Origin of the sequence: Shewanella yunxiaonensis (assembly GCF_018223345.1) — a bacterium.
Lineage (GTDB): Bacteria > Pseudomonadota > Gammaproteobacteria > Enterobacterales > Shewanellaceae > Shewanella > Shewanella yunxiaonensis.
Genome location: NZ_CP073587.1, coordinates 3,163,103 through 3,186,846 on the forward strand (window position 1 = coordinate 3,163,103; position 23,744 = coordinate 3,186,846).

23 protein-coding genes and 3 tRNA genes are annotated in these 23,744 nt (G+C 48.7%); 6 read left to right on the top strand and 20 right to left on the bottom strand.

The features are described 5' to 3' along the window. Positions 1 to 17: 17 nt before the first annotated feature. The 12 genes from hflX to orn all read right to left on the bottom strand — a co-directional run bounded on the left by hflX (position 18) and on the right by orn (position 9,619). Entirely contained in the window at positions 18 to 1,325 is a 1,308-nt protein-coding gene (hflX, locus tag KDN34_RS14470) for a ribosome rescue GTPase HflX (protein WP_212594419.1), read from the bottom strand. A 17-nt stretch (positions 1,326 to 1,342) separates the two neighbouring features. Continuing rightward, on the bottom strand, positions 1,343 to 1,618 hold the full coding sequence (hfq, locus tag KDN34_RS14475) for an RNA chaperone Hfq (RefSeq protein ID WP_212594420.1): 276 nt from the start codon (positions 1,616 to 1,618) through the stop codon (positions 1,343 to 1,345). A gap of 87 nt (positions 1,619 to 1,705) precedes the next feature. After that, a complete protein-coding gene (gene miaA / locus KDN34_RS14480; RefSeq protein ID WP_212594421.1) occupies positions 1,706 to 2,632 on the bottom strand; it encodes a tRNA (adenosine(37)-N6)-dimethylallyltransferase MiaA in 927 nt (308 codons plus the stop codon). Beyond that, positions 2,625 to 4,409: a DNA mismatch repair endonuclease MutL gene (mutL, locus tag KDN34_RS14485; RefSeq protein ID WP_212594422.1), complete on the bottom strand. Its 1,785-nt coding sequence runs from the start codon at positions 4,407 to 4,409 to the stop codon at positions 2,625 to 2,627. Before mutL ends, miaA begins: the two co-directional genes overlap by 8 nt. 7 nt (positions 4,410 to 4,416) lie before the next feature. Further along, on the bottom strand, positions 4,417 to 5,745 hold the full coding sequence (locus KDN34_RS14490; protein WP_212596674.1) for an N-acetylmuramoyl-L-alanine amidase: 1,329 nt from the start codon (positions 5,743 to 5,745) through the stop codon (positions 4,417 to 4,419). Further along, on the bottom strand, positions 5,738 to 6,211 hold the full coding sequence (tsaE, locus tag KDN34_RS14495; RefSeq protein WP_212594423.1) for a tRNA (adenosine(37)-N6)-threonylcarbamoyltransferase complex ATPase subunit type 1 TsaE: 474 nt from the start codon (positions 6,209 to 6,211) through the stop codon (positions 5,738 to 5,740). Before tsaE ends, KDN34_RS14490 begins: the two co-directional genes overlap by 8 nt. Positions 6,212 to 6,249: 38 nt before the next feature. Continuing rightward, the gene (locus tag KDN34_RS14500) at positions 6,250 to 7,725 is read right to left on the bottom strand and encodes an NAD(P)H-hydrate dehydratase (protein ID WP_212594424.1); all 1,476 of its coding nucleotides are present in this window, start codon (positions 7,723 to 7,725) and stop codon (positions 6,250 to 6,252) included. Between the two features lie 200 nt (positions 7,726 to 7,925). Further along, complete coding sequence (locus KDN34_RS14505; RefSeq protein WP_212594425.1) at positions 7,926 to 8,381, bottom strand: ferritin family protein; 456 nt, start codon at positions 8,379 to 8,381, stop codon at positions 7,926 to 7,928. 306 nt (positions 8,382 to 8,687) lie between these two features. Continuing rightward, positions 8,688 to 8,763, bottom strand: a tRNA-Gly gene (locus KDN34_RS14510). Between the two features lie 20 nt (positions 8,764 to 8,783). Further along, positions 8,784 to 8,859, bottom strand: a tRNA-Gly gene (locus KDN34_RS14515). 34 nt (positions 8,860 to 8,893) lie between these two features. Next, positions 8,894 to 8,969 (bottom strand) — tRNA-Gly (locus tag KDN34_RS14520). 104 nt (positions 8,970 to 9,073) lie between these two features. Next, the gene (gene orn / locus KDN34_RS14525) at positions 9,074 to 9,619 is read right to left on the bottom strand and encodes an oligoribonuclease (RefSeq protein ID WP_212594426.1); all 546 of its coding nucleotides are present in this window, start codon (positions 9,617 to 9,619) and stop codon (positions 9,074 to 9,076) included. 95 nt (positions 9,620 to 9,714) lie between these two features. Here orn and rsgA point away from each other — a divergent pair, with 95 nt between their 5' ends. From rsgA to KDN34_RS14540, 3 genes are read left to right on the top strand one after another with little or no spacing between them, the layout of a single operon-like run. Next, a complete protein-coding gene (rsgA, locus tag KDN34_RS14530; protein ID WP_212594427.1) occupies positions 9,715 to 10,776 on the top strand; it encodes a small ribosomal subunit biogenesis GTPase RsgA in 1,062 nt (353 codons plus the stop codon). A gap of 25 nt (positions 10,777 to 10,801) precedes the next feature. Further along, a complete protein-coding gene (gene asd / locus KDN34_RS14535; RefSeq protein WP_212594428.1) occupies positions 10,802 to 11,677 on the top strand; it encodes an archaetidylserine decarboxylase in 876 nt (291 codons plus the stop codon). 51 nt (positions 11,678 to 11,728) lie between these two features. Further along, on the top strand, positions 11,729 to 12,451 hold the full coding sequence (locus KDN34_RS14540) for a glycerophosphodiester phosphodiesterase (protein ID WP_212594429.1): 723 nt from the start codon (positions 11,729 to 11,731) through the stop codon (positions 12,449 to 12,451). Positions 12,452 to 12,453: 2 nt separating this feature from the next. Here KDN34_RS14540 and KDN34_RS14545 read toward each other — a convergent pair whose 3' ends face one another. Then, positions 12,454 to 12,786: a DUF3392 domain-containing protein gene (locus KDN34_RS14545; protein WP_212594430.1), complete on the bottom strand. Its 333-nt coding sequence runs from the start codon at positions 12,784 to 12,786 to the stop codon at positions 12,454 to 12,456. 50 nt (positions 12,787 to 12,836) lie between these two features. Between KDN34_RS14545 and KDN34_RS14550 the strand changes: the two genes are divergently transcribed. Both KDN34_RS14550 and KDN34_RS14555 read left to right on the top strand, forming a co-directional pair. Next, on the top strand, positions 12,837 to 13,763 hold the full coding sequence (locus KDN34_RS14550; RefSeq protein WP_212594431.1) for a D-2-hydroxyacid dehydrogenase: 927 nt from the start codon (positions 12,837 to 12,839) through the stop codon (positions 13,761 to 13,763). Between the two features lie 208 nt (positions 13,764 to 13,971). Continuing rightward, positions 13,972 to 14,163, top strand: coding sequence for a bacterioferritin-associated ferredoxin (locus KDN34_RS14555; RefSeq protein ID WP_212594432.1), 192 nt, complete (start codon positions 13,972 to 13,974; stop codon positions 14,161 to 14,163). A gap of 51 nt (positions 14,164 to 14,214) precedes the next feature. Here KDN34_RS14555 and parC read toward each other — a convergent pair whose 3' ends face one another. The 7 genes from parC to nudF are packed head-to-tail and all read right to left on the bottom strand — an operon-like array spanning position 14,215 to position 22,162. Continuing rightward, positions 14,215 to 16,515, bottom strand: a complete 2,301-nt coding sequence (gene parC, locus KDN34_RS14560) for a DNA topoisomerase IV subunit A (protein ID WP_212594433.1) — start codon at positions 16,513 to 16,515, stop codon at positions 14,215 to 14,217. 29 nt (positions 16,516 to 16,544) lie between these two features. Then, entirely contained in the window at positions 16,545 to 17,681 is a 1,137-nt protein-coding gene (locus KDN34_RS14565) for a PQQ-dependent sugar dehydrogenase (RefSeq protein ID WP_212596675.1), read from the bottom strand. A 41-nt stretch (positions 17,682 to 17,722) separates the two neighbouring features. Further along, a complete protein-coding gene (gene parE / locus KDN34_RS14570) occupies positions 17,723 to 19,609 on the bottom strand; it encodes a DNA topoisomerase IV subunit B (protein ID WP_212594434.1) in 1,887 nt (628 codons plus the stop codon). Between the two features lie 52 nt (positions 19,610 to 19,661). Further along, entirely contained in the window at positions 19,662 to 20,237 is a 576-nt protein-coding gene (locus KDN34_RS14575; RefSeq protein WP_212594435.1) for a YqiA/YcfP family alpha/beta fold hydrolase, read from the bottom strand. A gap of 34 nt (positions 20,238 to 20,271) precedes the next feature. Then, positions 20,272 to 21,111: a 3',5'-cyclic-AMP phosphodiesterase gene (gene cpdA / locus KDN34_RS14580; protein WP_212594436.1), complete on the bottom strand. Its 840-nt coding sequence runs from the start codon at positions 21,109 to 21,111 to the stop codon at positions 20,272 to 20,274. Positions 21,112 to 21,126: 15 nt separating this feature from the next. Beyond that, positions 21,127 to 21,555, bottom strand: a complete 429-nt coding sequence (locus tag KDN34_RS14585) for a DUF1249 domain-containing protein (RefSeq protein ID WP_212594437.1) — start codon at positions 21,553 to 21,555, stop codon at positions 21,127 to 21,129. Then, positions 21,536 to 22,162, bottom strand: a complete 627-nt coding sequence (nudF, locus tag KDN34_RS14590; RefSeq protein ID WP_212594438.1) for an ADP-ribose diphosphatase — start codon at positions 22,160 to 22,162, stop codon at positions 21,536 to 21,538. Before nudF ends, KDN34_RS14585 begins: the two co-directional genes overlap by 20 nt. 250 nt (positions 22,163 to 22,412) lie before the next feature. Here nudF and tolC point away from each other — a divergent pair, with 250 nt between their 5' ends. Next, positions 22,413 to 23,735 (top strand): outer membrane channel protein TolC, encoded by a 1,323-nt coding sequence (gene tolC, locus KDN34_RS14595; RefSeq protein WP_212594439.1) that lies wholly within the window; start codon positions 22,413 to 22,415, stop codon positions 23,733 to 23,735. The last annotated feature ends 9 nt before the right edge of the window (positions 23,736 to 23,744 follow it).

The window sequence follows — 23,744 nt, forward strand, 5'->3', positions numbered from 1 at the left end:
ATGAATTAAAGAGAATATCAACAGACGGCATTATCTTCTTCAGGGATGTAGACAAGATGCATAATCTCACCGTCACTCTGTTTAATAAGCCGCTGCCAATCCGCTTCAGGCAAACGCACGGACAGGATACAGTTCCCCATATCGTCATACGATTTTTGCTGTATCGCATCCAGGTTATAAAACTGACCAAGATAATGCCCTTTGGCCGCTGGAATTTTCAGCGTCACGCTGACAATTGTACTGCCGGTAATCTGCTCAATAGCCTGCTTCAGCAGATCCAAGCCCAGGCCTTTCTGTGCTGAAATCCACACCCGATAAGGGTTGCCCTCAGCATCGGTATCAATCTTGGGTTCAACATCTTCAAGTAAATCAATTTTGTTGCACACTACCAACTGTGGAATGTCATCTGCATCAATTTCATGCAGAACATCCTGCACCTGGGCAAAATTGTCATCCATGTTAGCGTCAGCACAGTCCACCACATGCAGCAATAAATCAGCCTGCCGGGTTTCCTGTAATGTCGCTTTAAAAGCCGCAACAAGTTCATGTGGCAGGTGACGGATAAACCCCACGGTATCCGCCAAGAAAACTGCACCATGCTGCAACTCTAACTTACGCAACGTTGGATCCAGTGTTGCAAAAAGCTGGTCTGCCGCATAAACGGTAGACTCGGTCAGCGTATTGAAAAGTGTAGACTTACCTGCGTTGGTATAACCAACTAAAGAAACAGTGGCAAGGTCGCTACGCTGCCGGGCACGCCGACTCTGCTCACGCTGCTTGTCCACTTTTTCCAGACGTCGATTAATATATTTGATTCGACCACGTAATAAACGACGGTCTGTTTCTAACTGTGTTTCACCAGGACCACGCATACCGATCCCCCCTTTCTGACGCTCAAGGTGGGTCCAGCCTCGTACCAAGCGAGTCGATAAGTGGCGCAATTGCGCTAGCTCCACTTGCAACTTACCTTCATGAGTACGTGCGCGTTGGGCAAAAATATCAAGGATTAGCGCAGTGCGATCTAATACACGGCATTGACACAACATCTCTAAGTTGCGTTCTTGAGCCGGACTGAGTGCATGGTTAAAAATCACCACATTAGCACCGGTCGCCGCGACCATTGCGGCCAATTCCTCAGCTTTGCCCGTCCCGACAAAATATTTGCGATCAGGCGTCTTCCTGCTTCCAGTGATCACGCCTACCGATTTGGCACCGGCAGATTCCACCAGTAACTGCAATTCAAACAGGTCTTCCCGACTATCTTCATCGTTAAAGTCGATATGCACCAGAACTGCAGTTTCCCCCGCTTCATAGCGTTCAAACAAGAAGAAACCCCTCGCTGTTACTGCTCGCTACTGCTGTCATCACTACCATTGTAGCCGGCTTGTCCGCCCTGATGACCACTTCCCATATTAAACGGACGGGAAGGTACCACTGTGGAAATCGCGTGCTTATAAACCATCTGACTTACAGTGTTTTTCAGCAGAATCACAAACTGATCAAAAGACTCTACCTGCCCCTGCAATTTAATGCCGTTAACCAGGTAGATCGAAACTGGAACACGTTCACGGCGTAACGCATTCAAAAATGGGTCTTGTAATGATTGCCCCTTAGCCATTTTTATTTCCTTTTTGCTTTATATGTATTAATCCAACAGTGACACTTTCTTATTTAGTTTTAGTATTATACAGCAACAACCATTAAGCTAGCGGCATTGGCGTATAAGTGTAACTAAATTTCCTTTTGCACCGCTCTCGAGCCAATTTAGCTCCGGCCATCCCCGCAACCATGTTAATTGACGCTTGGCCAATTGCCTAGTAGCTGCTATGGCTTTTTCTGCCATCGTGGCATAGTCATAATCGCCATCCAGATACTGCCAGCACTGGCGGTATCCAACACAACGCATTGAAGGTAGTTCCAAATGCAGATCGCCCCGCTGCCGTAACCGAACCACCTCATCTACAAACCCTTGCGCCAACATCTGCTCAAACCGTATTGCGATATTACGGTGCAACTCGGCTCGCTGGTTTGGCGCTACTGCAAACTGCACAAAATCATAAGGTAGTGCAGTCCCTTTAATCTGCGTCAGTTCAGTCAGTGTTTTACCACTGATCCGATAGACTTCTATGGCCCGCGATAATCGTTGCGGATCATTAGGATGGATCCGCTGCGCGGCAACCGGATCGATCCTCTCCAGCTCTTGGTGTAATGCTTGCCAACCGTTACGCTCAACCTCAGCAAGGATCGCTGTTCTGACATTTTCATCCGCGCTGGGCAAAGGTGATAAGCCCTCCAGCAACGTTTTGAAATACATCATGGTGCCGCCGACCAGCAAAGGCGTTTTTCCCTCTGCCAGGACGTCCTCGATTTCCTGCAAACAATCGCGGCGAAAATCGGCGGCAGAGTAACTCTCCGCCGGATCGAGGATATCAATCAATCGATGCGGAGCCCGACTTAATTCAGTTGGTGAAGGCTTTGCCGTACCAATATCCATTTGCCGGTATATCAGCGCTGAATCCACTGAAATAATTGCACAGTTATGGTGTTCAGCCAGCTCCAGTGCCAATGCCGTTTTTCCGGAAGCTGTCGGCCCCATCAGAGAAATAACTCGGGGTAATGCTTTATCACTCACGCTGTTGTTCCAACCAATGTCGCCAAGGTAAAGCTTTACCTAGCTTTAAAAGCTCAGCTTGCGCTGCATCATCCAACAAACACAATGTCTGCCATGTTATCGGAGCGGAGATATAGCCTTCGCTACTCTTGCTCGCCAGCCACTGTGCCAATTCACTATTTTCAGTTGTGCCATGAAGGAGCTGCTGCAACAGTTCAGGGATCACAATCGCAAGTTGGGTGTCCCTGAGATATGGGGGCACTTTTTTGATTATCAACTGCTGATAACGGATATTCAGTTCCAACCCCAAACGTTTAATCAAAGGTTCATGTTCCAGCAGCAGCTTTTTCCATTCTTCTGCGGCATCTATCGCAACCGGCATCAATAACGGCTGAGCCGGTAAGCCCTCTGATATTCTGTTCACAATTTGCTGGTACCGCAGCGCTTCAGCTACATGTTTTACCGGTAATAAACGTAAATTGTTCTCTTCCACCAACACCCAGTATTGGCCATCTAACAAGGGCGGCATGGTTTTGCTTGCCACATCACTGCCCTCGTTAACCTCGCCTGGGGTAGTCAATAATGCGCCATAGCTTTGCAGCGCTGAGCGTGAAGGCGCTCTCGCCGGATAATATTCTCGACTCCCCGAGGAGGCAGAGTTCCGGCCTCCAACAGCATTGCCGACATCAGCGGCTGAATAATCACGCTTGCCTGAACTTGACGGAGCTGACGCAACTTCCCGCTCAATATACGGATTTTCGCTTAATTGCGGCTTAATGAAGGGCTCGTTGACCGCCGATATAGCGACAGACTGCTCAAGGGCAGAGGTCAACGCCTGCAAGATAAAATCATGCACATAGCGCGCTTGGTGGAAACGGACCTCATGTTTCGCTGGATGCACATTGACATCTACCTGATGCGGATCCAACTGCAACATCAACACATAACCGGGTTGTTCGAGTTCATTAAGATCCGCAAATGCCTGGCGCACAGCGTGATTCACCAGGCGATCTCTCACTAAACGACCATTCACATAAAAGTAGTGAATATCCTGCAATTCCGACTGTTGTGGTGACTGCAGATAACCACTCAGTTGCAGTTCTTCATGGTTGCATTCCACTTTAACGGCTTGTTCGGCAAAGCTACGCCCGGCGACTTGTGTCAGTCGCTGCAGGAATTGATTGTCAGTATTCGCCGGACGATAGTGGCGCACCTGTTTGCCATTGTGTTTGAGTGTCAGTTGAATATCAGGCCGAACCAGCGCCATACGTTTCAACCACTCATCTATATGGGCAAACTCTGTTTTGTCACTTTTCAGAAAACGTCGCCGCGCAGGAGTATTAAAAAACAGATCAGCCACATCAATCGTCGTACCTATGGGATGGGCTGCGGGCTGGATTTTGACCGCCATTTCTGAGCCTTCGGCATATGCCATCCAGGCTTCAGCTTGCTCTTCTGTACGTGAGGTCAAAGTCAAACGAGAGACTGAACTGATACTGGCCAGCGCTTCACCGCGAAAGCCAAAGCTGAGAATGGCTTCCAGATCATCCAGTGTGTGCAGCTTTGATGTGGCATGACGCGACAACGCCAAGGCTAAATCTGTTTTACTGATACCACAGCCATTGTCCTGAATGCGGATCAGCTTGGCGCCGCCTTTTTCGATCTCAATATCGACTTTAGTGGCGCCGGCATCAAGGCAGTTCTCAACCAGCTCTTTAACCACAGACGCAGGACGTTCAACTACTTCACCCGCCGCAATCTGGTTGGCCAACTGCGGCGGTAATATCTGAATAGCCATGTAAACCTCAGGCTCTGGGGATGATCAGCTTTTGCCCGACGCGCACCACGTCGGACTTTAGATTATTGGCTTTTTTGATTGCAGCTACCGATACCTGATAGCGCGTCGCGATAATGGATAGCGACTCGCCACGAGACACTTTATGTTTGATATTACCTTGTTTGGCAAGCAGCGTGCCTTCCGGTGGATAGCTCTCAAAATATTGGTGGATCCCTTTAGAAATCGCATCTGCTAATTGTTCCTGATGCTTGGGGTCCTTTAGCAATTTTTCTTCTGAGGGATTTGAGATAAAACCGGTTTCCACTAATAGAGAGGGGATATCCGGCGCTTTCAGTACCGCCAGACTGGCATATTCAGGACTACTCTTGTGCAAACGAGTCACCTTGCCGAGATCATTCAGAATATTGCTGGCAACCCGATAGCCAGTGGAGCGGGAATTATCCATAGACATATCGATCAAGGTGCGCATCAGATACTGTTCGTTATCGGTATTTTGCACAATCTCACCAACCCCCCCCAGCAAATCTGACACTTTTTCACTTTGCTCAAGAAGTCGCCCCATTTCACTGTTGGCGCGACGATTAGACAGCACCCAGACTGATGACCCACGCGGCTGCGGCGAAGTAAATGCGTCGGCATGAATCGACACTAGGAGGTCTGCTTTGGCTTCTCGCGCCAATTCTGACCGCCGATTTAGCTCCACAAAATAGTCACCGGAGCGGATACGTACGGCCTTTATGCCCGACATGGCATTGAGTTTTTCGGTCACCCGATTCGCAATTTGGAGTGCCACTCTTTTTTCGTAGGTCCCCGACGGCCCAATAGAACCTGGATCATCACCACCATGCCCGGCATCAATCGCAATTACCACATCACGATCATTACCTGCGCGGTTATCCACTTCTCGCGCAATACTACTACTGTCACTTTGTTCAAAATCCACCACCAAACGGTCACCATAAGGCCCCGTGGGCGGCAACGAGAACATGTTTGCCTTGGTGGCTTTACCTAGGTCGACGACCAAGCGCAAAGTCCCTTTGGTCGGTGGCGAGCTATAACGGATGCGTTTAACTAACTTGCTGTTATTATCCAGTTTATCCAGCGCTGATTTAGCGCCACGGGTATCACCGAGATCAATCACTAAGCGATCAGGATTTTTCAGAGTAAACGAGTCATATTGTGGTTTAGTGGCAAGATCAAATACCACTCGCGTGGAATCTGGTGCAGCCCAAATACGCACACTATTGAGGGTATTGGCTGCCACGGCCGGAGCACCCACCGTAAAAAACGCAAAAAAAACTATATATTTTAATAAGATGTTATTAGTTCTAGGCATCATTCTGTAATTTTTCTAATAGCATCCTTCCGGATTCCGAGCAGGCGCTGATGACAACTTCACGCTCAGTATTAGCATACTTAATATGCAGCTGTATATCCGCAGGAGGCAAACAACCCTCACCTTTTTCAGGCCACTCCACTATACACAAGCTGTGATCGTTAAAATAATCACGGATCCCCATATATTCCAGCTCTTCCGCTGAACTCAGGCGATACAAATCGAAATGGTATACATCAACCCCGCTGAGCTCGTATGGCTCCACTAAGGTGTAGGTAGGGCTTTTGACATTGCCTTTATGTCCTAATCCCTGAATTAAACCACGACTGAAAGTGGTTTTCCCTGCGCCCAGCTCGCCGGTCAGATAAACGATTAACGGTGGTGTAAACAGTGCTGCCAGACGTGCGCCTAATGCGATAGTTTGCTGTTCATCATGCAATTGTAAAATCAGTGGCTGATTTGTCATTCTCTCAGGGATCCAGGCTCAGGGCCTAAAGGCCCGCTTTATTCAGTGTTGACCAGACGGCGAATCCAGGGCATCAAATCGCTGGCCAGCATACCACGTTCACCGTCGCGCGCAGCAAAATCCGCCGCTTCACCATGAACGACTACACCGGCAACGGTTGCCCGGCAATTATCCAACCCTTGCGCCATCAGCGCGCCGATTATACCAGATAACACATCACCACACCCACCACTGGCAAGCCCGGGGTTTCCTACCGGTGCAACATATAGCATATTGCCATCATAAATCAGGGTTCCGGCCCCTTTAAGTAATACAGTTCCACCATACTTCTGTTGCAAGGCTTTCACTGCGGCAAAACGGTCAGCTTCAACTGTCTGAGTGTCAGTTCCCAGCAATCTCGCCGCCTCACCAGGATGAGGTGTCAACACCCAGTGAGCTTGCTGCTGCGGCTCAGTACTCAGCATATTCAGGGCATCGGCATCGACGACGGCGCGTTTGTCGGTCAGCCCTACCGCTTTAAACAGGTTATAGCCCCAATCCTGCTGTCCCAAACCTGGACCTAACACTAAAACATTGGCCCAGCCCAGCCGTTGATAAACTTCCATATCAACTAACTCGCAGCCGTGAAACATCAGTTCTGGTCGCCCATTGTTGACCGTGAGTTGATGTTCAGGGCGACTAACAACAGTAACCAGCCCCGCACCGGCGCGCAAACAGGCTTCACCTGCCAGACGAATGGCTCCGGCCATACCATGATCGCCGCCAATAATCGTCACTTTACCGGATTGCCCTTTATGGCTATCGCGCGGTCTGGCTTTGAAACAAGCAGCGAGGAAATGGCGATCCACACGCATCACCTCAGATGGTGGCAGATAAGGCGTCAAACCAATATCTGCAAAATGCAGTTCACCACAACAATGGCGAGCACGGCCGGTAACAAGTCCTTGTTTAACCACCCCCATAATAATGGTGAGATCTGCGATGACGGCACATCCTGCCACTGCCCCCGTATCTGCCATCACGCCTGAGGGCAGATCCAGACTCAACACTTGAGCAGGACTGCGGTTGATCTGTGCAATTAACTCTGCCACTGCGGGGCGTAACTCACCGTGAATACCGGTTCCCAATAAACCATCGACAATGACGTCCGCTTCCGGCCAGTTATCTAGCGTCACCATGTCGAATGCGAAATCTTGCAGTAACTGCCAGGCCTGTTGCCATTCACTGGTGGGTTGGGTAGCGGGATGTATTAGCAGGGAGGTTTCAATACCGGCTTGCAACAGATGACGCATACACACCAGCGCATCGGCACCGTTATTGCCCTGACCAGCAATCACCAACACTTTTTGCGGTAGCTTTAGATGAGGCCTCAGCAGGTCAAAAGCCGCTTTCCCCGCACGCTCAACTAACTGATAAAGTTCACCTTCAGCAGCAGTCACCCACGCCATTTCGGCCTGTCTGACCGCAGCGGCAGTGTAAAGAAGAGAGGGTAATTGTGACAAATCCTGCGCCATATCTATCTCCGGAGCCACTTGTGTCGTTGTAACGATTTGAAAACGGGCAATTGCTGCCTTTACCTTATGCAGACTAACAACACCACCACAAGCGGTTTATGACCTATATCAGAAGATCATGCTATTACCATAAAAAAGCCCGGCTCTCGGCCGGGCGTAATCAAGTGCTATTTACTCTTTACTAACTGTCAGTCTTACACCTAAATATCTTCCATTCGAATAGTACTGTGTACTAAGCGGTGCTGATGAATTTTTTCCACTCGTACCAAATCTTCTAACGCACTTTTCACTTCAGCAGAAGATGAGGATGCCGCAGTTTTTTCCAACAGACCAATCAAGGCATTGTCCAATTCCAGATGCAACTCGAGAACATCGTCCTCAGTCATATTGGGAGGGAGCATCACATCCTGACAACGCTTTTTAAAATCTTCGAATACAAAATCTTTATACCAGGTATCAAGAATCTTAGCTGGTGCGGCATCAATGTAGTCTTCCAGATGCTGAGCCACATCTTTCTGATGTTTTTCAAAATATTCCAACACCAGTTTTGCCCGGGAAGAATCAGCCTGATTATGTAGTCGACCGTACATCTTGGCCATATCAAGACGACATTCAGCGACATAATCCAGAAGTTCACGCAATTGTTGGATACGCATCCGGCACCCTCCATTTTGGCAGCGATTTGCTGAGGTTGATTCGAAACTATGTTCATTATGGAAGCAAATGTCAGTTGAATACATGACAAGTGTCATAATTTACAGGTTATGGCGAGCCGTATATTAGTGATAACGTAATAAACCTGCAGTTGATCACGAAATCAGCATGGTCTGACCTGTACGCAACAATGAATATTTTACGCAGTATATGCCGAAAGAAAAAAGAAAAGCCAATATATACAGCGAATAAGCAGGTTGAATTGCTGACTGTTATGGCTATAGCTAAAATGGGCTAAAAGGGAAGATTGGAGCGACATACCGGGTTCGAACCGGTGACCTATACCTTGGCAAGGTATCGCTCTACCAACTGAGCTAATGTCGCAAAAGAGGTCGTCTCGAATTTGGAGCGACATACCGGGTTCGAACCGGTGACCTATACCTTGGCAAGGTATCGCTCTACCAACTGAGCTAATGTCGCGTCGTTCGCCATCAAGGCAAAAATATTCGAGATTTGGAGCGACATACCGGGTTCGAACCGGTGACCTATACCTTGGCAAGGTATCGCTCTACCAACTGAGCTAATGTCGCACCGTATTCCTGCTAGCGTTATCAACCAGCGGGAAGGTGAGGCCGCATTATAGGCAAATTTCTAACCCCTGCAACCCCCCTGACAACAATTATCTGCCAAACGGTCAAATTTTAAATACCCGCTGCCGATAAAACTTCAGCTCGGCAATAGACTCCTGAATATCCTGCAATGCCTGATGCGTATTTTGCTTGTTAAAATCCTTCATGATTTCCGGTTGCCAGCGCCGCACTAATTCCTTGATTGTGCTCACATCTATGTTTCGATAATGGAAATACTCTTCCAGCTCTCGCATGTACTTGTTCAGAAACCGTCGGTCCTGGCCAATGCTATTACCGCACATAGGCGATGCCCCTTTCGGCACATAATTTTGTAAAAACGCAATGGTTTCTCGTATGGCATCCTGCTCACTGTATTGACTGGCTTTCACCCGCGCAATCAGACCGGACGCCCCATGATGCTGTTGATTCCAATCATCCATCGCAGCCAACACCGCATCAGTTTGATGGATAGCAATCACTGGCCCTTCACCAACAACATTCAACTCTTTATCTGTCACCAGTGTCGCAATTTCAATTATCCGGTCAGTTTCCGGTTCCAGACCGGTCATTTCCAAATCTATCCAAATCAGGTTTTCTGCATTGGCTGCCATAGTGCGCCCTTCTCCTAACCGCCATATTCAGGCTTTTTTATTCAAGACCGTGTATCATACTGCTTTTTAACAGTTCCCAACAAACCAAGGTATCCGTGAGCAAAAAGAAACTGACCCACGGCCAATTGCGCCGCATGAAAGCAAATCACGAAAAACGATTGCAACGCGGTAACAATACTGAAGAATCCGCCACTGAATTTCAGGACAGCCTGCTAGGGCCAGAACAGGAAGGCACTGTCATCTCCCGTTTTGGTCAACACGCTGATGTGGAAACAACTGGCGGAGAACTGATCCGCTGCAACTTGCGTCGAACCATCGGCAGCCTGGTTTGTGGCGATAAAGTAGTGATGCGACCGGCGACGGATCCAAGTCATACGATTGCCGGAGTCGTCGAAGCCGTACATCCTCGACGCTCGACACTTACCCGACCAGATCTCTATGATGGAGTGAAAGTCGTCGCCGCCAATATTGACCAGATCCTGATTGTATCATCCGTAGTGCCGGTATTTTCCACGCAGATTATTGATCGTTATCTGGTCGCCGCAGAAGACTGTGGGATTCCACCTGTTATTGTCCTGAACAAAATCGATCTGCTAACCGAAGAGATGGCTACCGAAATCGACCAAGCGTTAGTACGTTATCGGGCAATTGGCTATCAGGTCTATGAAGTCAGCAGTCGCACCGGTGCCGGGATTGAAGAGTTACAGTCGTTGCTGGATGACAAAGTCAGTATTTTTACCGGCCAATCAGGGGTGGGCAAATCCTCGTTGATTAACTGTGTGCTGCCAGATGCCCAATTGCTCATAGGTGATGTGTCGGATAATTCCGGTCTGGGACAACACACCACCACGGCCTCAAGGTTATTGCATCTGCCATCCGGGGGCGATTTAATTGATTCTCCTGGCGTCAGGGAATTTGCACTGTGGCATCTGACAGCTGAACGCGTGAGCTGGTGCTTTGTCGAATTTAGAGATCACTTGGGTGGCTGTAAATTTCGTGACTGCAAACATCTTGATGACCCAGGTTGCCGATTGCGAGAAGCGGTCGAGCAAGGCAAAATTGCCCGGGATCGCTTTAACAATTATCACCGAATTATTGCCAGTCTCAGTGAACAGCGCCATGCGCGCCAGTTCAGGGCCGGCGTCGATGATTTTTAAACTTCGTTAACAAGGAATTCAAATATTGGACAAGCTGAAGATTGCACTGCAATATCTGTTGCCCAAACACTTGCTCTCAAGAGCAGTCGGCAAACTGGCGGCAGCAGAAGCTGGCAAACTGACAACCGTGGCTATCCGTTGGTTTATCAAACACTATGGCATTAATATGGCAGAAGCTCAGCAGCCAGAAGCCGAAGACTACCGTAGTTTTAATGCCTTCTTTACGCGCGCATTGAAATCTGGCGTTCGTCCACTCTGCGAAGACCCACAGCAACTGGCGCATCCGGTTGATGGGACTGTCAGTCAGTGTGGCGCAATTGTTGATGGTCGAATTATTCAAGCCAAAGGACATGATTACAGTGCGTTAGCATTACTCGGTGGCAAGCAGGATGTCGCTGACCGTTTTTATGATGGTGACTTCGCCACGATATATCTTGCGCCCAAGGATTATCACCGGATCCACATGCCGTTTGATGGCGTATTGTCAAAAATGATTTATGTCCCGGGGGAGCTGTTTTCGGTAAATCCACTGACGGCGCGCAATGTCCCAGGATTGTTTGCACGCAATGAACGAGTAGTCGCCATTTTTGAAACGGCTATCGGACCAATGGCCATGGTGCTGGTAGGTGCCACGATTGTTGCCAGTATTGAGACTGTCTGGGCCGGAACCGTAACGCCACCTACGGGTAAAAAGGTGTTTGTCTGGGACTATGACGTTCAGGGTGATGAAGCGATAAAACTCGCCAAAGGCCAGGAAATGGGACGCTTTAAGCTTGGCAGTACTGTGGTATTGTTATTTGCTAAAGATGCACTCGCTGCATTTGCCGATGGTGTGGCACCCGAAGCGGTCACCCGAATGGGAGCACCTTTTGCAAACATTACGGATCTGACTGAAATCTAATCGGATTTATGGCTGAATCAATTTTGCCGCTGTTGTTGTGAGAAACTGATTATGTTGGTATTTGCGCATCGAGGTGCCAGCGGTTATGCGCCGGAAAACACGATAAAAGCCATGCTGCTGGCGCTGGAATTAGGCGCGGATGCAGTAGAGTTAGATGTTCACAGTGTGGAAGGTGAGTTGCTGGTATTTCATGACCGGCAACTGGCCCATAAAAGCAGTGGTAGTGGTCTGATCCACCGTAAGAGTTTACAGGAAGTTGCCGAATTACGGGTGGGCGGTGAGGTTATTCCCACACTGCGACAAGTGTTGCAGGCGCTTGATCATAGATTGCAGGTGAATATCGAACTGAAAGGCATTGGTTGTGTTGCGCCATTTCTCAAACAATATCCAAGCTATCTGAGTGAGTTGGGCTATCAACCTGAACAGCTATTGATCTCCTCCTTCAACCATCCCTATCTCAGACAAGTGAAGCAGCAGTTTGGGCAAGCGCATGTTGCCCCATTACTTGCCAGTATTCCGGAAGATTTAGCCGCCTGCGCCAGTACATTGGACGCAGTAGCCTTGCATCTGGACATCAACTTTATTAGTCATCAATTGCTGGCCGATGCCCATCAGCGTGGCTTAAAGGTTCATGTCTACACCGTCGACGATATTGATGATATCCGTGCGCTAAAACAGTTAGGTGTGGATGGCATTTTCAGTAATTTCCCGGATAAAGCGCGGCAGGTTCTGGCGGAGCCCTCCACCCGAGATTACAGCGATTGGTTTGAGTAAACTCAGCTTTGATTATTTCGCTGAGCCCAGCTGCCGACCAAAATGAAAGTGATCGTCACCAGTAAAAACATCCACATCGCCGGCATATGTGCTAATTGCCTAGCTAGCCACGGGCTGACGGTGACTATTAACATGCCATAACCAAAGGCATTGACGACGATAAAAATCAACGTCCGGACCACGAAATTGCGGGCGCCCAACTGACGTCGTAACCAACGGTTAACGTCGGCACCGAACACCAGTACAATGCAGGCAACCATGGCAGTGGCAATTTCACTGAGCCAAGGATGTAACATGCTGCCGAATTTGGTCAGATATTCAACAAGATAATGCATTTATTAACAGCGAGTTGTGGCAGATAACTGTCAGCATATAGGTATCGGATATGGTTCACAAGTTACTATTACTTACCCGGGAAAATCATCGTTATCTGCCGTTGCTAGAACAACTGGTACTCCCCGAGTTACAGCTTGTGGATGATTCGCCTGCGGCGATTGCAGAGGCAGATATCTGGCTGGCAGAACCCGCGCTAGCACTGCCATTATTGCCGCATGCCCATCAGTTACAGTGGCTGCAATCCACCTTTGCCGGCGTTGATAAATTGTTAGGGCCTAAGCGCCGTAGTGATTACCAACTCACAAACATTAAGGGAATTTTTGGCCCATTAATGAGTGAATATATCTTTGGCTATCTGTTGGCTCACTGCCGCCAGCAACAGCTTTATCGGCAGCAACAGCAGCAGCAATTGTGGCAACCAGGTAACTATCAGAGCCTGCAAGGGCAACAAATATTGCTGCTTGGCACCGGCTCTATCGGTAGCCATGTGGCGGCCACCGCCAAACATTTTGGCATGCATACTGTTGGCATGAATCTGAGTGGCAAGCAGCCAGCTGCATTTGATCGAATTATCACCAACCAACAACTCAATGATGCTTTGCCGCAAGCCGATGTAGTTGTCAACACCCTGCCTGCATCGCCAGCCAGTACTGACATTCTTGATGCTGAGCGACTGCGTTATCTCAAACAGGGGGCCATACTATTTAATGTCGGACGCGGCAGTGCAATCGATCTGGAAGCGCTGACACAACTACTTTCAGAACGCTCGGATATCACAGCGATACTGGACGTATTTCCTCAAGAACCGTTGCCACCACATCAGCGCTTATGGCAGATGCCCAACGTGATTATTACCCCACATATTTCCGCACCCAGTTTTCCGCAGCAAGTGGTAGAAATTTTCGCTGACAACTATTCACGCTGGCGTCAGCAGTCCCCCTTGCAGTATCAGATTGATTTCAAGCGTGGCTACTGACATCTGCTGATGTTTGTCAATCTTGCCAAAGGTGACATCCTTCAGTTAGCGGCTGAAATTAATTATATGATTTCATTAAAATTCAGGCTTACGAACAGCTACCAACTGTGATCCAGACTAAAAATTAGTCAATTATTATTGTTATTGAGAACTATTTTTATTTATAATAACCACAGTATTAATGCGTAGGTTCTGGAGTTCAGCAGTTATGTACGTTTGTCTGTGTCACGCAATTACGGATACCCAGATCAGACAGGCCGTCAGCCAAGGAGATACCAGTCTTAAAGAGGTTCGCCAGCGTCTAGGCGTGGGCGATCAGTGCGGTAAATGTACCCGCATGGCAATGCAGATCATTCAGCAACAGTTGGATGTGGAACCTAATTATTACGAAGTTGCTTAAGTGCACTAGTGCCCATAAAAAGCCGCTGTGACAGCGGCTTTTTAATCTTAATTAAACGTCACTATCATCGGTGGTGACGTTACTCTCATCTGGTAACGAATCCTGGCTTACCTCGACGCTATCGACTCGTTGTAATCCTCGTGGCAACTTCGCACCACGACGACCGCGTTCACCACGATAATATTCCAGATCACTGCTCTTCAGTGTCAGCTTCCGCTTGCCAGCCCAAAGCGTCACACTGCTACCGCTGGGCACCAGATACAGGTGCGTCAGTAACTCCTCACGCAGTTTGGCACGCTCTGATGGAATGCCGATAATCTTGTTACCTTTGCCCTTAGACAATTGCGGTAACGCATCTACGGAAAACAGCAACATACGGCCTTCGTTGGTGATCGCCAAAATCGAATAATCTACGCCTTTGTCCAAGCGTTGTGGCGTTAAGACTTTCGCATTTGATGGCAAGCTCAATAGCGCTTTACCGGCTTTATTGCGCGATACCATCTCTTTGAATTCACAGATAAAGCCATAACCAGCATCACTCGCCAGCAGAAACTTGTTGTCATCATCGCCTAACAACACATGTTCCATCGTCTCACCCGGCACCAGGTTGAAACGTGTGGTGATAGGTTCGCCCTGACTTCGCGCCGATGGCAGAGTATGGGTCTCCGTAGAAAATGCCCGGCCAGAGCCGTCAATGAACACACTGGGTTGATTGCTCCGTCCCATTGCGGCACATAAGAAGCTATCTCCCGCTTTATAAGACAAGCCCTCGGCATCAATATCATGACCTTTGGCACAGCGTACCCAGCCTTTTTCAGAAAGGACCACGGTTACCGGCTCGGTCGGTACCAGTTCCTGTTCTGACAGCGCTTTGGACTCTGCGCGCACCACCAATGGTGAACGGCGATCATCACCATAAGTGTCGGCATCAGCCTGTAACTCTTTTTTGATGAGCGTCTTCAAGCGCCGTTCTGAGCTCAGTAATAGCTGCAGTTGTTCGCGTTCTTTTTCCAGCTCGTCTTGTTCACCACGGATTTTCATCTCTTCCAGTTTGGCTAAATGACGCAGTTTCAATTCCAGGATCGCTTCTGCCTGCTTATCACTCAAACTGAAACGACGCATCAGTTCCGCTTTAGGCTCATCGTTGAAACGGATAATCTCAATCACTTCATCAATATTGAGGAAGGCAATCATCAATGCTTCAAGAATATGTAAGCGAGACAATACCTTGTCTAAGCGGAACTCAAGCCGACGACGTACGGTAGTGGTACGAAAACTCAGCCACTCGGTCAGTAATTGTTTAAGTCCCTTAACTTGTGGTCGCCCATCTAAGCCCAGTACGTTGAGGTTGACCCGATAACCTTTTTCCAAATCGGTGGTGGCAAACAGGTGCGCCATCAATTGAGCACAATCGACCCGGTTTGAGCGTGGGACAATGACCAGTCGTACCGGATTTTCATGGTCAGACTCATCGCGTAAATCTGTCACCATTGGCAACTTTTTCGCCTGCATCTGTGCCGCGATCTGTTCCAGAATTTTGCTGGAGCTGGACTGATGCGGCAGCGCAGTGACAACAATTTCGCCATCTTCCACGCTATAAACAGCACGAGCTTTGATAGTGCCGCGACCGGATTCATAGATTTTGCCAATTTCATCCGGCGGGGTAATGATTTCAGCTTCTGTTGGATAATCAGGTCCTGGCACAAACTCCATCAACCGTGGTAAATCCGCGCCAGGATTGTCCAGTAACTCAATACAGGCGTGAGCCAGCTCCCGCGCATTATGCGGTGGAATATCGGTTGCCATCCCCACCGCAATCCCCGTGATGCCATTGAGCAGGATATGCGGTAACCGCGCTGGCATTACCAGTGGTTCTTTTAAGGTGCCATCGAAGTTAGTGCCCCAGTCAACCGTTCCCTGCCCCAGTTCACTCAATAACACTTCGGAGAATCGTGACAAACGTGCTTCGGTATAACGCATGGCAGCGAATGACTTCGGATCATCTGGCGCCCCCCAGTTACCCTGTCCATCCACCAGTGGATAGCGATACGTAAATGGTTGTGCCATCAGTACCATCGCTTCATAACAAGCGCTGTCGCCATGCGGATGATATTTACCCAGCACGTCACCTACAGTACGCGCGGATTTTTTGTATTTAGCAGCAGCGGACAGTCCAAGTTCGCTCATCGCATAGATGATGCGCCGCTGTACCGGCTTCAGGCCATCGCCGATATGCGGCAATGCCCGGTCCATGATGACATACATGGAATAATTGAGATAAGCATCTTCGGTGAAACGCCGGAGTGGGATCTGTTCCACACCATCCATACTCAGGGCCAGAGGATCACTCATGATTGTCTTCCTGTGCCGGGTTATGATTGTTATTCATCAGCTTCATCTGCATCATTGCCTTTATAAAACAGGCGATAAATGTTGCCTTTCAAATCGTCAGAGATATATACGGAGCCATCCGGTGCCATCGCCAATGAGTAGGGACGCGCCATCGGAAATTCACCGTCAAGGAAACTCAATAGTGTTGAACGGCTGACGACTTTATCACCGTCCATTTTTAATAAAACGACCTGGTAGCCCACCTTGCTGGAGCGGTTCCACGAACCATTCTCAGCCACCAGCATCTGATTATGATATTCGGCTGGAAACTGGTTACCGATATAAAACAACAAGCCCATTGGTGCAACATGGGCAGGCAATTCAAACACTGGCGGCTCTACCGTTAGGTTTTTCGGCTTTTCGTAGGCGGGTTCTTTTATATCTTTGCCATGGATATAGGGAAAACCAAAGTGCTCTCCGGGTCTATCGATGCGGTTAATTTCATCTGGTGGGATGTTATCCCCCATCCAATCACGGCTACTATCGGCAAACCACAGCTTGCCATTCACTGGATTCCAGTCAAAACCGACCACCTGACGGATACCCGTGGCAATTTGTTGTGACTCGCCAGAGTCAAGATCTATCGCGATGATACTGCCAAACGGCGCAATAGGTTCGCAGACATTACACGGTGCACTTATCGAAACGTATAACCGACCATCGGGGCCGAATTTTATACCGCGGATACTTTTGTTACCCTTACCTGGTAGTCGGTCATAGACTTCCCTTGGGCGACTGGGCCGCTTTAGGCGTTGTTCGATGTTATTGAATACAACTATACGATCTTCCAGCGCAGCATAGAGATCCCCATTATGAAATGCTAACGCTTCCGGATAATCCAGATCTTTAGCGACCAGATAACGTCGGTCGACTCGGCCATCATTATTACTGTCAACCAATGCGGTAATGGTGCCACTCTTACGGGAGCCCACAAACAGCGTGCCCTGATCGCCAACCACGATCTGCTTTGCATCACCTAATTCGGTAGCATACAGAGATACGCCAAACCCCTTAGTTACCATAATCACAACAGACTGCGCTGCATTGGCAGTCCCGCAACTCAAGGCGGTTCCCAGCAGTAACAAACCTGCACCGGCGTTCCTGCCGATTCTGTTACAGAAATTCATCATAACCTTGCCTTTGCTCTTATTTTCAGGCATTTGCGACATCAAAACTCGGCCAGATCTCCCTTAGTTTCCAGCCAAGATTTGCGATCCCCGGCTCGCTTTTTGGATAACAGCATATCCATCAATGCCACAGTTTCATCGGCATCATCAATGGTCATCTGCACCAAGCGGCGGGTGTTAGGATCCATGGTGGTTTCCCTGAGCTGCAGAGGGTTCATCTCACCTAGCCCTTTAAATCGGGTCACTTGCACTTTGCCTTTTTTGTTATCTGCCGCAATGCGGCTGAGGATGCTTTGTTTTTCTTCTTCATCCAGTGCGTAATACACCTCTTTGCCAAAATCTATACGGAAAAGCGGTGGCATCGCAATGTAGATATGTCCTTGTTCTACTAACACTTTAAAATGCTTTAGGAATAATGCGCAGAGCAGCGTAGCAATATGCAGTCCATCCGAGTCGGCATCCGCTAGCACGCAAATTTTGCCATAGCGCAACTCTGAAATGTCATCACTATCGGGATCACAACCGATAGCGACTGAAATATCGTGTACTTCCTGTGAACCTAGCACCTGAGAACCATCGACTTCCCATGTATTCAGGATCTTACCGCGCAGCGGCATAATGGCTTGAAACTCTTTATCACGCGCCTGCTTGGCACTACCGCCCGCAGAATCCCCTTCCACCAAAAACAGCTCAGTGCGGCCATTATCCTGACTGGTACAATCGGTCAATTTACCCGGGAGTGCTGGCCCAGCGGTCACTTTTTTACGGGCAATTTTCTTCGCCGACTTTAACCGTTTCTGTGCATTATTGATGCACATCTCGGCCAACAGTTCAGCTTGGTCAGTATGGCTGTTCAGCCATAGGCTGAAGGCATCACGCACGATACCGGACACGAAAGCGGCACATTGCCGACTGGAGAGTTTCTCCTTGGTCTGTCCAGCAAACTGTGGGTCCTGCATTTTCACAGACAGCACGAATGAGGCTTTGTCCCAGATATCTTCCGGGCTCAATTTAATGCCACGCGGGATCAGATTGCGGAATTCACAAAACTCGCGCATGGATTCCAATAACCCTTGGCGAAACCCGTTAACGTGAGTTCCGCCCAGCGGCGTAGGGATCAGGTTAACGTAACTTTCGTTAAGGCACTCACCACCTTCGGGTAACCATGTAATGGCCCAGTCGGCGGCTTCAATTTTTGTACTGAGGCTGCCAACAAATGGCTCTTCCGGCAAGGTGACCGAATCTTTGATTGAATCTTTAATGTAATCGGTCAGACCGGCTTCGTAGAACCATTCCAGCTCTTCACCCGACTGTTTATTGACAAACCGAATGCGTAAGCCCGGACACAGCACTGCTTTAGCCCGTAGCAAATGGGTCAGCCTGCTGATGGAATAGTTAGCAGAATCAAAATATTGTGGTTCTGGCCAGAACTGTACACGCGTACCGGTATTACGACGCCCACAGCTGCCGGTAACATGTAACGCTTCAACACAATTGCCATGCTCAAAGGCAATATCATAGACCTGACCGTCACGGCGAACTGTCACTTCAACCCGTTTGGATAACGCATTGACCACCGAAATCCCAACACCGTGCAAGCCACCGGAAAATTGGTAGTTTTTATTCGAGAATTTACCACCGGCGTGCAGTTTGGTGAGGATCAGTTCAACCCCAGGAATGCCTTCTTCCGGGTGAATATCCACTGGCATTCCACGGCCATCATCTATGACTTCCAGCGAGTTATCGGGATACAAAATCACGTCAATTTTACTGGCAAAGCCAGCCAACGCTTCATCGACGCTGTTGTCGATCACTTCCTGTCCCAAATGGTTGGGACGGGTGGTATCCGTGTACATACCGGGACGGCGTTTTACCGGATCAAGTCCGTTGAGAACTTCAATGGCGTCGGAGGTATATTGATTTGTCATAGCGCGTACTTTTTATTTTTTGAGGCCATCGTGGGCCGCACATATCTGATTGTCAAGGTAAGCAAAGAAATCGGCTCACCGTATCCAGTTTATCGCCATAGCCCACAAAGCTGTGATTACCACCGGCCTCAAGCAGCATCTCACAACAATGGTATTTAGCCAATGCCTGACGATAATCCAGTACTTCATCGGCAGTTTGTAACAGTACCAAAAAACGATCAGGGTTGAGAATGACTGGCGTATCAAATTGCCGCAACTGTTGTTGGTGCTCGGGCAGTAATTCATAATGTTCCCCGGTGTAGGGGTTAACTTGTGGACCAAGATAATCTTCAAACAATTCATAGGGTTTTACTGCTGGATTTACCAGCACTGCCCGCCCACCATAATGTTGTACTAGCCAACTGGCGAAATAGCCTCCAAGTGACGAACCGATAAAACACAGTTTTTCGCCATCAGCCAACGCCTGTTCAGTAATCTGTTGCAGCAAGTCCATCGCGGCCTGTGGCGACGAAGGCAATTGCGGCACTATCATCTTGGTTTCTGGAAAATGCGTCTTGATATAGGCTTGGGTAACCGTGGCTTTATCGGAAAATGGAGAGCTGTTAAAACCATGAATGTAGAGCAGCATAGATCCTCGCAACAGCGGCTACTCTGGGGATAAATCAGTAACCACTCGCCTGAATGTCGGGAGCGAAACGTTCTCCCGGAATACGGTACACATTGGTCAGCATGCTACCATCCGGTCGCAGCTCCAGCAAACGATAGCCCGGTTGCACGGAATCCAGGGCGAAATAAGGGGATTGTGGCTTAAACTGAATGCAGGTTGATGGCGTGGCCATTAATGCAATATTGTGGTGTTCACCAGGATAGAGACTATCCAGTTGCTGATGCACATGTCCCCACAACATCCCTTTTACTTGTGGCAACTTTGCCATCTGCGCCAGAAATTGATCACCATTATCCATCCAATGCTGATCTAACCAGGCACAATTAACTTTTATCGGGTTATGGTGCATCACCAGCAATGCGTGACGTTCAGGCTCAGCGGCTATGGCGCTCTGAATAATGGCAAATTCTTCATCACTCAGGTGCCCCCCCGGACGACCGCGAACCGTCGAGTCCAGCATAATTATCTGCCAATTTCCCGCCAGCACCCGCCGTTGACCAAAGATTTGCTTTCCCTGCATATGCAGGCTCATGATCCGTGGGTCGTCGTGATTTCCCGGCAGGTAATGGCACGGGAGATTCAATGGCTCAATGGCTTTGACGAAGTTGTGATACGACTCACCGGAAAAATCCTGGCTGAGATCACCTGTGGCTAACAAAATATCGGCGGGATAACTGAGGGCTTCGATGGTATTGAGTACGGCTTCAAAACTGCTGGCCGTGTTGACTCCCAACAGATGCCCGTCAGGATCGGCAAACAGATGAGGATCGGTAATCTGCACTAAGCGTACGCAATGATCCTTTGGGATACGATAAGTGATAGCCTCTTTCAGCACATTGATTACCCAATACTATGACTGACAAACAAGGCGCGCACGACAGTCGATTTTCAACAACTCCTCCAGAAAGGCGTTAACCTGATATTTTTCATTCCGATGATGCATATGCAGGTTCGGATAATCATACACCGCCTGTAATCGGGAAATCTGTTGACTGCTTAACACTTCTGCTAATTTAGCATCATGATAGACTCTCACCGTCACACAAGGAACCGGCACTACGCCATCCAGCCCCATCGGACGGGCAATACTAACCACTTGAGTATAAGGCGTATTTTCAAGAATACTGACCTCCAGGCAACCGAAGCTGCCCTCGACTTGCCACTGCTCACCAGTGGCACAAGACTCCGGCAACCAGCGCACGATATGGGCATAATTCCGACCACATAATGCGAGAAATCGGCTGACATCAGGTTGGTATTTATCTTTTGCTTTCTGCATCCCTAGCCATCAATTGTTGGTAGTTAAGTTGTAACCATTGCAGACCCAAAGCGGTCGACACGTTGTCGATGCGGCCATCAGTTGTCATTTCATAGGCTTGTTGGCGTGGTAACACCACAACCCGGATATCTTCATGTTCGGCAGCAAGCCCGTGGATTCCGCCAGCGACACTGGCATCTACTGCCGCCCAATAAAAGTAAAATCGTTCCGTACTGCCGCCGGGACTCGACAGATAACTGCTGATGGCATGCAGACTGCGCGCGGTAAGACCGCTTTCTTCCATCAACTCTCGCCGCGCCACTTGCTCAGGTGTCTCATCACTGTCGATCATACCGGCCACAAGTTCCAGCAACCACGGAGAATCACTGGTCATTACTGCCGGAAAACGTAATTGCTCGATTAACACTACCTGATCCAAGACGGGATCATAGGGCAGTACCACAACGGCATGACCACGCTCGAAAATTTCGCGACGCACCTCACCACTCCAGCCACCAGCAAACAAACGATGACGGAAGCGGTATTCTTCCATAGAAAAGAAGCCAGAATAAAGTGTTCTTTTGCCTAAAATCTCAATATCGTTCTTGGAGAATTTTTCAGGTTTCATTTTCGTCCCATCTCTGCCATAACTGAGCTCCAGCTTACCGCGAGGTTTTCGTCACAATTAAGCGGCATCATTAATTAATAAAATCTGTTACACTTCGGAGTTGACTGGAAATCAGATGGTTTTTAGTATTTCGGCCAACAAGTTTTGCTGTATCGGGAAGCGTCGGGAAGCGCAAACCGCCTTTTTAAGGCATTAACAGTCTAACGAAGTTAAACCACCTGTACAGGGTGTTTGTCTATAAGGACAGCTAATGAAATTCAAGATCCGCACTTTATGCGCGGCGTTAACGCTCGCTGCTTCAGCTCATGCTGCTCACGCCGACGATTTGCTTCAGATTTACCAGCAAGCTCTCAAGAGTGACCCTGTCGTTCTGCAGGCCAAAGCACAACGTGATCAGCTTTATGAAGCGATTGAGGTCAATCGCGCCTCATTGCTGCCAACAATTAGTGGGCAGATTGGCTATAGCAAAGCCTGGAATAGCTATAGTGGCAACAGTCGCGGTCTTACTGGCACCTTGTCCCTCAGTCAGAGTATCTACGATCATTCTGTTTGGGTGGGATTGTCTCTGGCAGAGAAAACTGCCGCGCAGGCCGATGCTGACTATGCCGCTTCTTTGCAGAGTCTGATCATCCGCGTCACTTCCGCCTATTTTGACGTGTTGTCAGCCAAAGATACCTATGAGTATCAAATCGCTGAGCGCACCGCTATTGAACGCCAGTTAGAGCAGACCAAACAGCGTTTTGCCGTCGGCTTAACCGCAATTACCGATGTGCATGAAGCTCAGGCGCAGTACGATCTGGCCAATGCGGCGGTGATTACCGCTCAGAATAGCCTGACAAACAGCTATGAGGCATTACGCGAAATCACAGGGGTTGATCATACTGATCTTAAAGTACTGGATACTGACCGTTTCTCGGCCTCAATGCCGACGCCGGCGACTCCTCAGCAATGGCAAAATCTGGCAGAACAAAATAGTTTGTCGCTGTTGAGTTATCGTTTAGGTAAAGATATCGCCAAAGAAACCATTACCTACTATAAAGCCGGACATTACCCATCGTTAAGCTTGGATGCTGGATACACCAAGGCCTACGATGCCCAGACTTATGGAAATGATATTCCCGACTATGACAACAAAAGTGTCGGCATCACCATGAGTGTTCCTATCTTTGAAGGTTTCAAAGTAACCTCTCAGGTAAAACAGGCACAATATGCTTATGTTCAGGCCAATCAGTTACTGGAACAGAACTACCGTCTGGTTGTGAAAAATATTCGCAGCGACTTCAACAACGTCAACGCGTCTATTAGTTCTATCAAAGCCTATGAGCAGTCAGTTGTTTCTTCTGAAAGTGCACTGAAAGCCACTCAGGCAGGGTTTGAAGTGGGTACGCGTACCATTGTTGATGTGCTCAATAGCACCTACAACTTATATAATTCCAAACGTCAGTTATCTGATGCGCGCTACAGCTATATCAACTCCATTCTGGCATTGAAACAAGCTGCCGGTACGCTGACCGAAGATGATGTGATGGCCATTAATAAGGGGCTGACGGCCGATAATCGTCAGCAGCCTTAAGCGCTCGCA

Excerpts from the sequence above, each read along its gene's own strand:
- KDN34_RS14585 (WP_212594437.1), bottom strand. The coding sequence starts at position 21,555 with ATGCAGAAAGCAAAAGATAAATACCAACCTGATGTCAGCCGATTTCTC.
- tolC (WP_212594439.1), top strand. The coding sequence starts at position 22,413 with ATGAAATTCAAGATCCGCACTTTATGCGCGGCGTTAACGCTCGCTGCT.
- hfq (WP_212594420.1), bottom strand. The coding sequence starts at position 1,618 with ATGGCTAAGGGGCAATCATTACAAGACCCATTTTTGAATGCGTTACGC.
- nudF (WP_212594438.1), bottom strand. The coding sequence starts at position 22,162 with ATGAAACCTGAAAAATTCTCCAAGAACGATATTGAGATTTTAGGCAAA.
- KDN34_RS14565 (WP_212596675.1), bottom strand. The coding sequence starts at position 17,681 with ATGAATTTCTGTAACAGAATCGGCAGGAACGCCGGTGCAGGTTTGTTA.
- KDN34_RS14540 (WP_212594429.1), top strand. The coding sequence starts at position 11,729 with ATGTTGGTATTTGCGCATCGAGGTGCCAGCGGTTATGCGCCGGAAAAC.
- KDN34_RS14575 (WP_212594435.1), bottom strand. The coding sequence starts at position 20,237 with ATGCTGCTCTACATTCATGGTTTTAACAGCTCTCCATTTTCCGATAAA.
- tsaE (WP_212594423.1), bottom strand. The coding sequence starts at position 6,211 with ATGACAAATCAGCCACTGATTTTACAATTGCATGATGAACAGCAAACT.
- parC (WP_212594433.1), bottom strand. The coding sequence starts at position 16,515 with ATGAGTGATCCTCTGGCCCTGAGTATGGATGGTGTGGAACAGATCCCA.
- KDN34_RS14505 (WP_212594425.1), bottom strand. The coding sequence starts at position 8,381 with ATGCGTATCCAACAATTGCGTGAACTTCTGGATTATGTCGCTGAATGT.
- KDN34_RS14545 (WP_212594430.1), bottom strand. The coding sequence starts at position 12,786 with ATGCATTATCTTGTTGAATATCTGACCAAATTCGGCAGCATGTTACAT.
- KDN34_RS14550 (WP_212594431.1), top strand. The coding sequence starts at position 12,837 with ATGGTTCACAAGTTACTATTACTTACCCGGGAAAATCATCGTTATCTG.
- KDN34_RS14555 (WP_212594432.1), top strand. The coding sequence starts at position 13,972 with ATGTACGTTTGTCTGTGTCACGCAATTACGGATACCCAGATCAGACAG.
- orn (WP_212594426.1), bottom strand. The coding sequence starts at position 9,619 with ATGGCAGCCAATGCAGAAAACCTGATTTGGATAGATTTGGAAATGACC.
- KDN34_RS14500 (WP_212594424.1), bottom strand. The coding sequence starts at position 7,725 with ATGGCGCAGGATTTGTCACAATTACCCTCTCTTCTTTACACTGCCGCT.
- parE (WP_212594434.1), bottom strand. The coding sequence starts at position 19,609 with ATGACAAATCAATATACCTCCGACGCCATTGAAGTTCTCAACGGACTT.
- KDN34_RS14490 (WP_212596674.1), bottom strand. The coding sequence starts at position 5,745 with ATGCCTAGAACTAATAACATCTTATTAAAATATATAGTTTTTTTTGCG.
- mutL (WP_212594422.1), bottom strand. The coding sequence starts at position 4,409 with ATGGCTATTCAGATATTACCGCCGCAGTTGGCCAACCAGATTGCGGCG.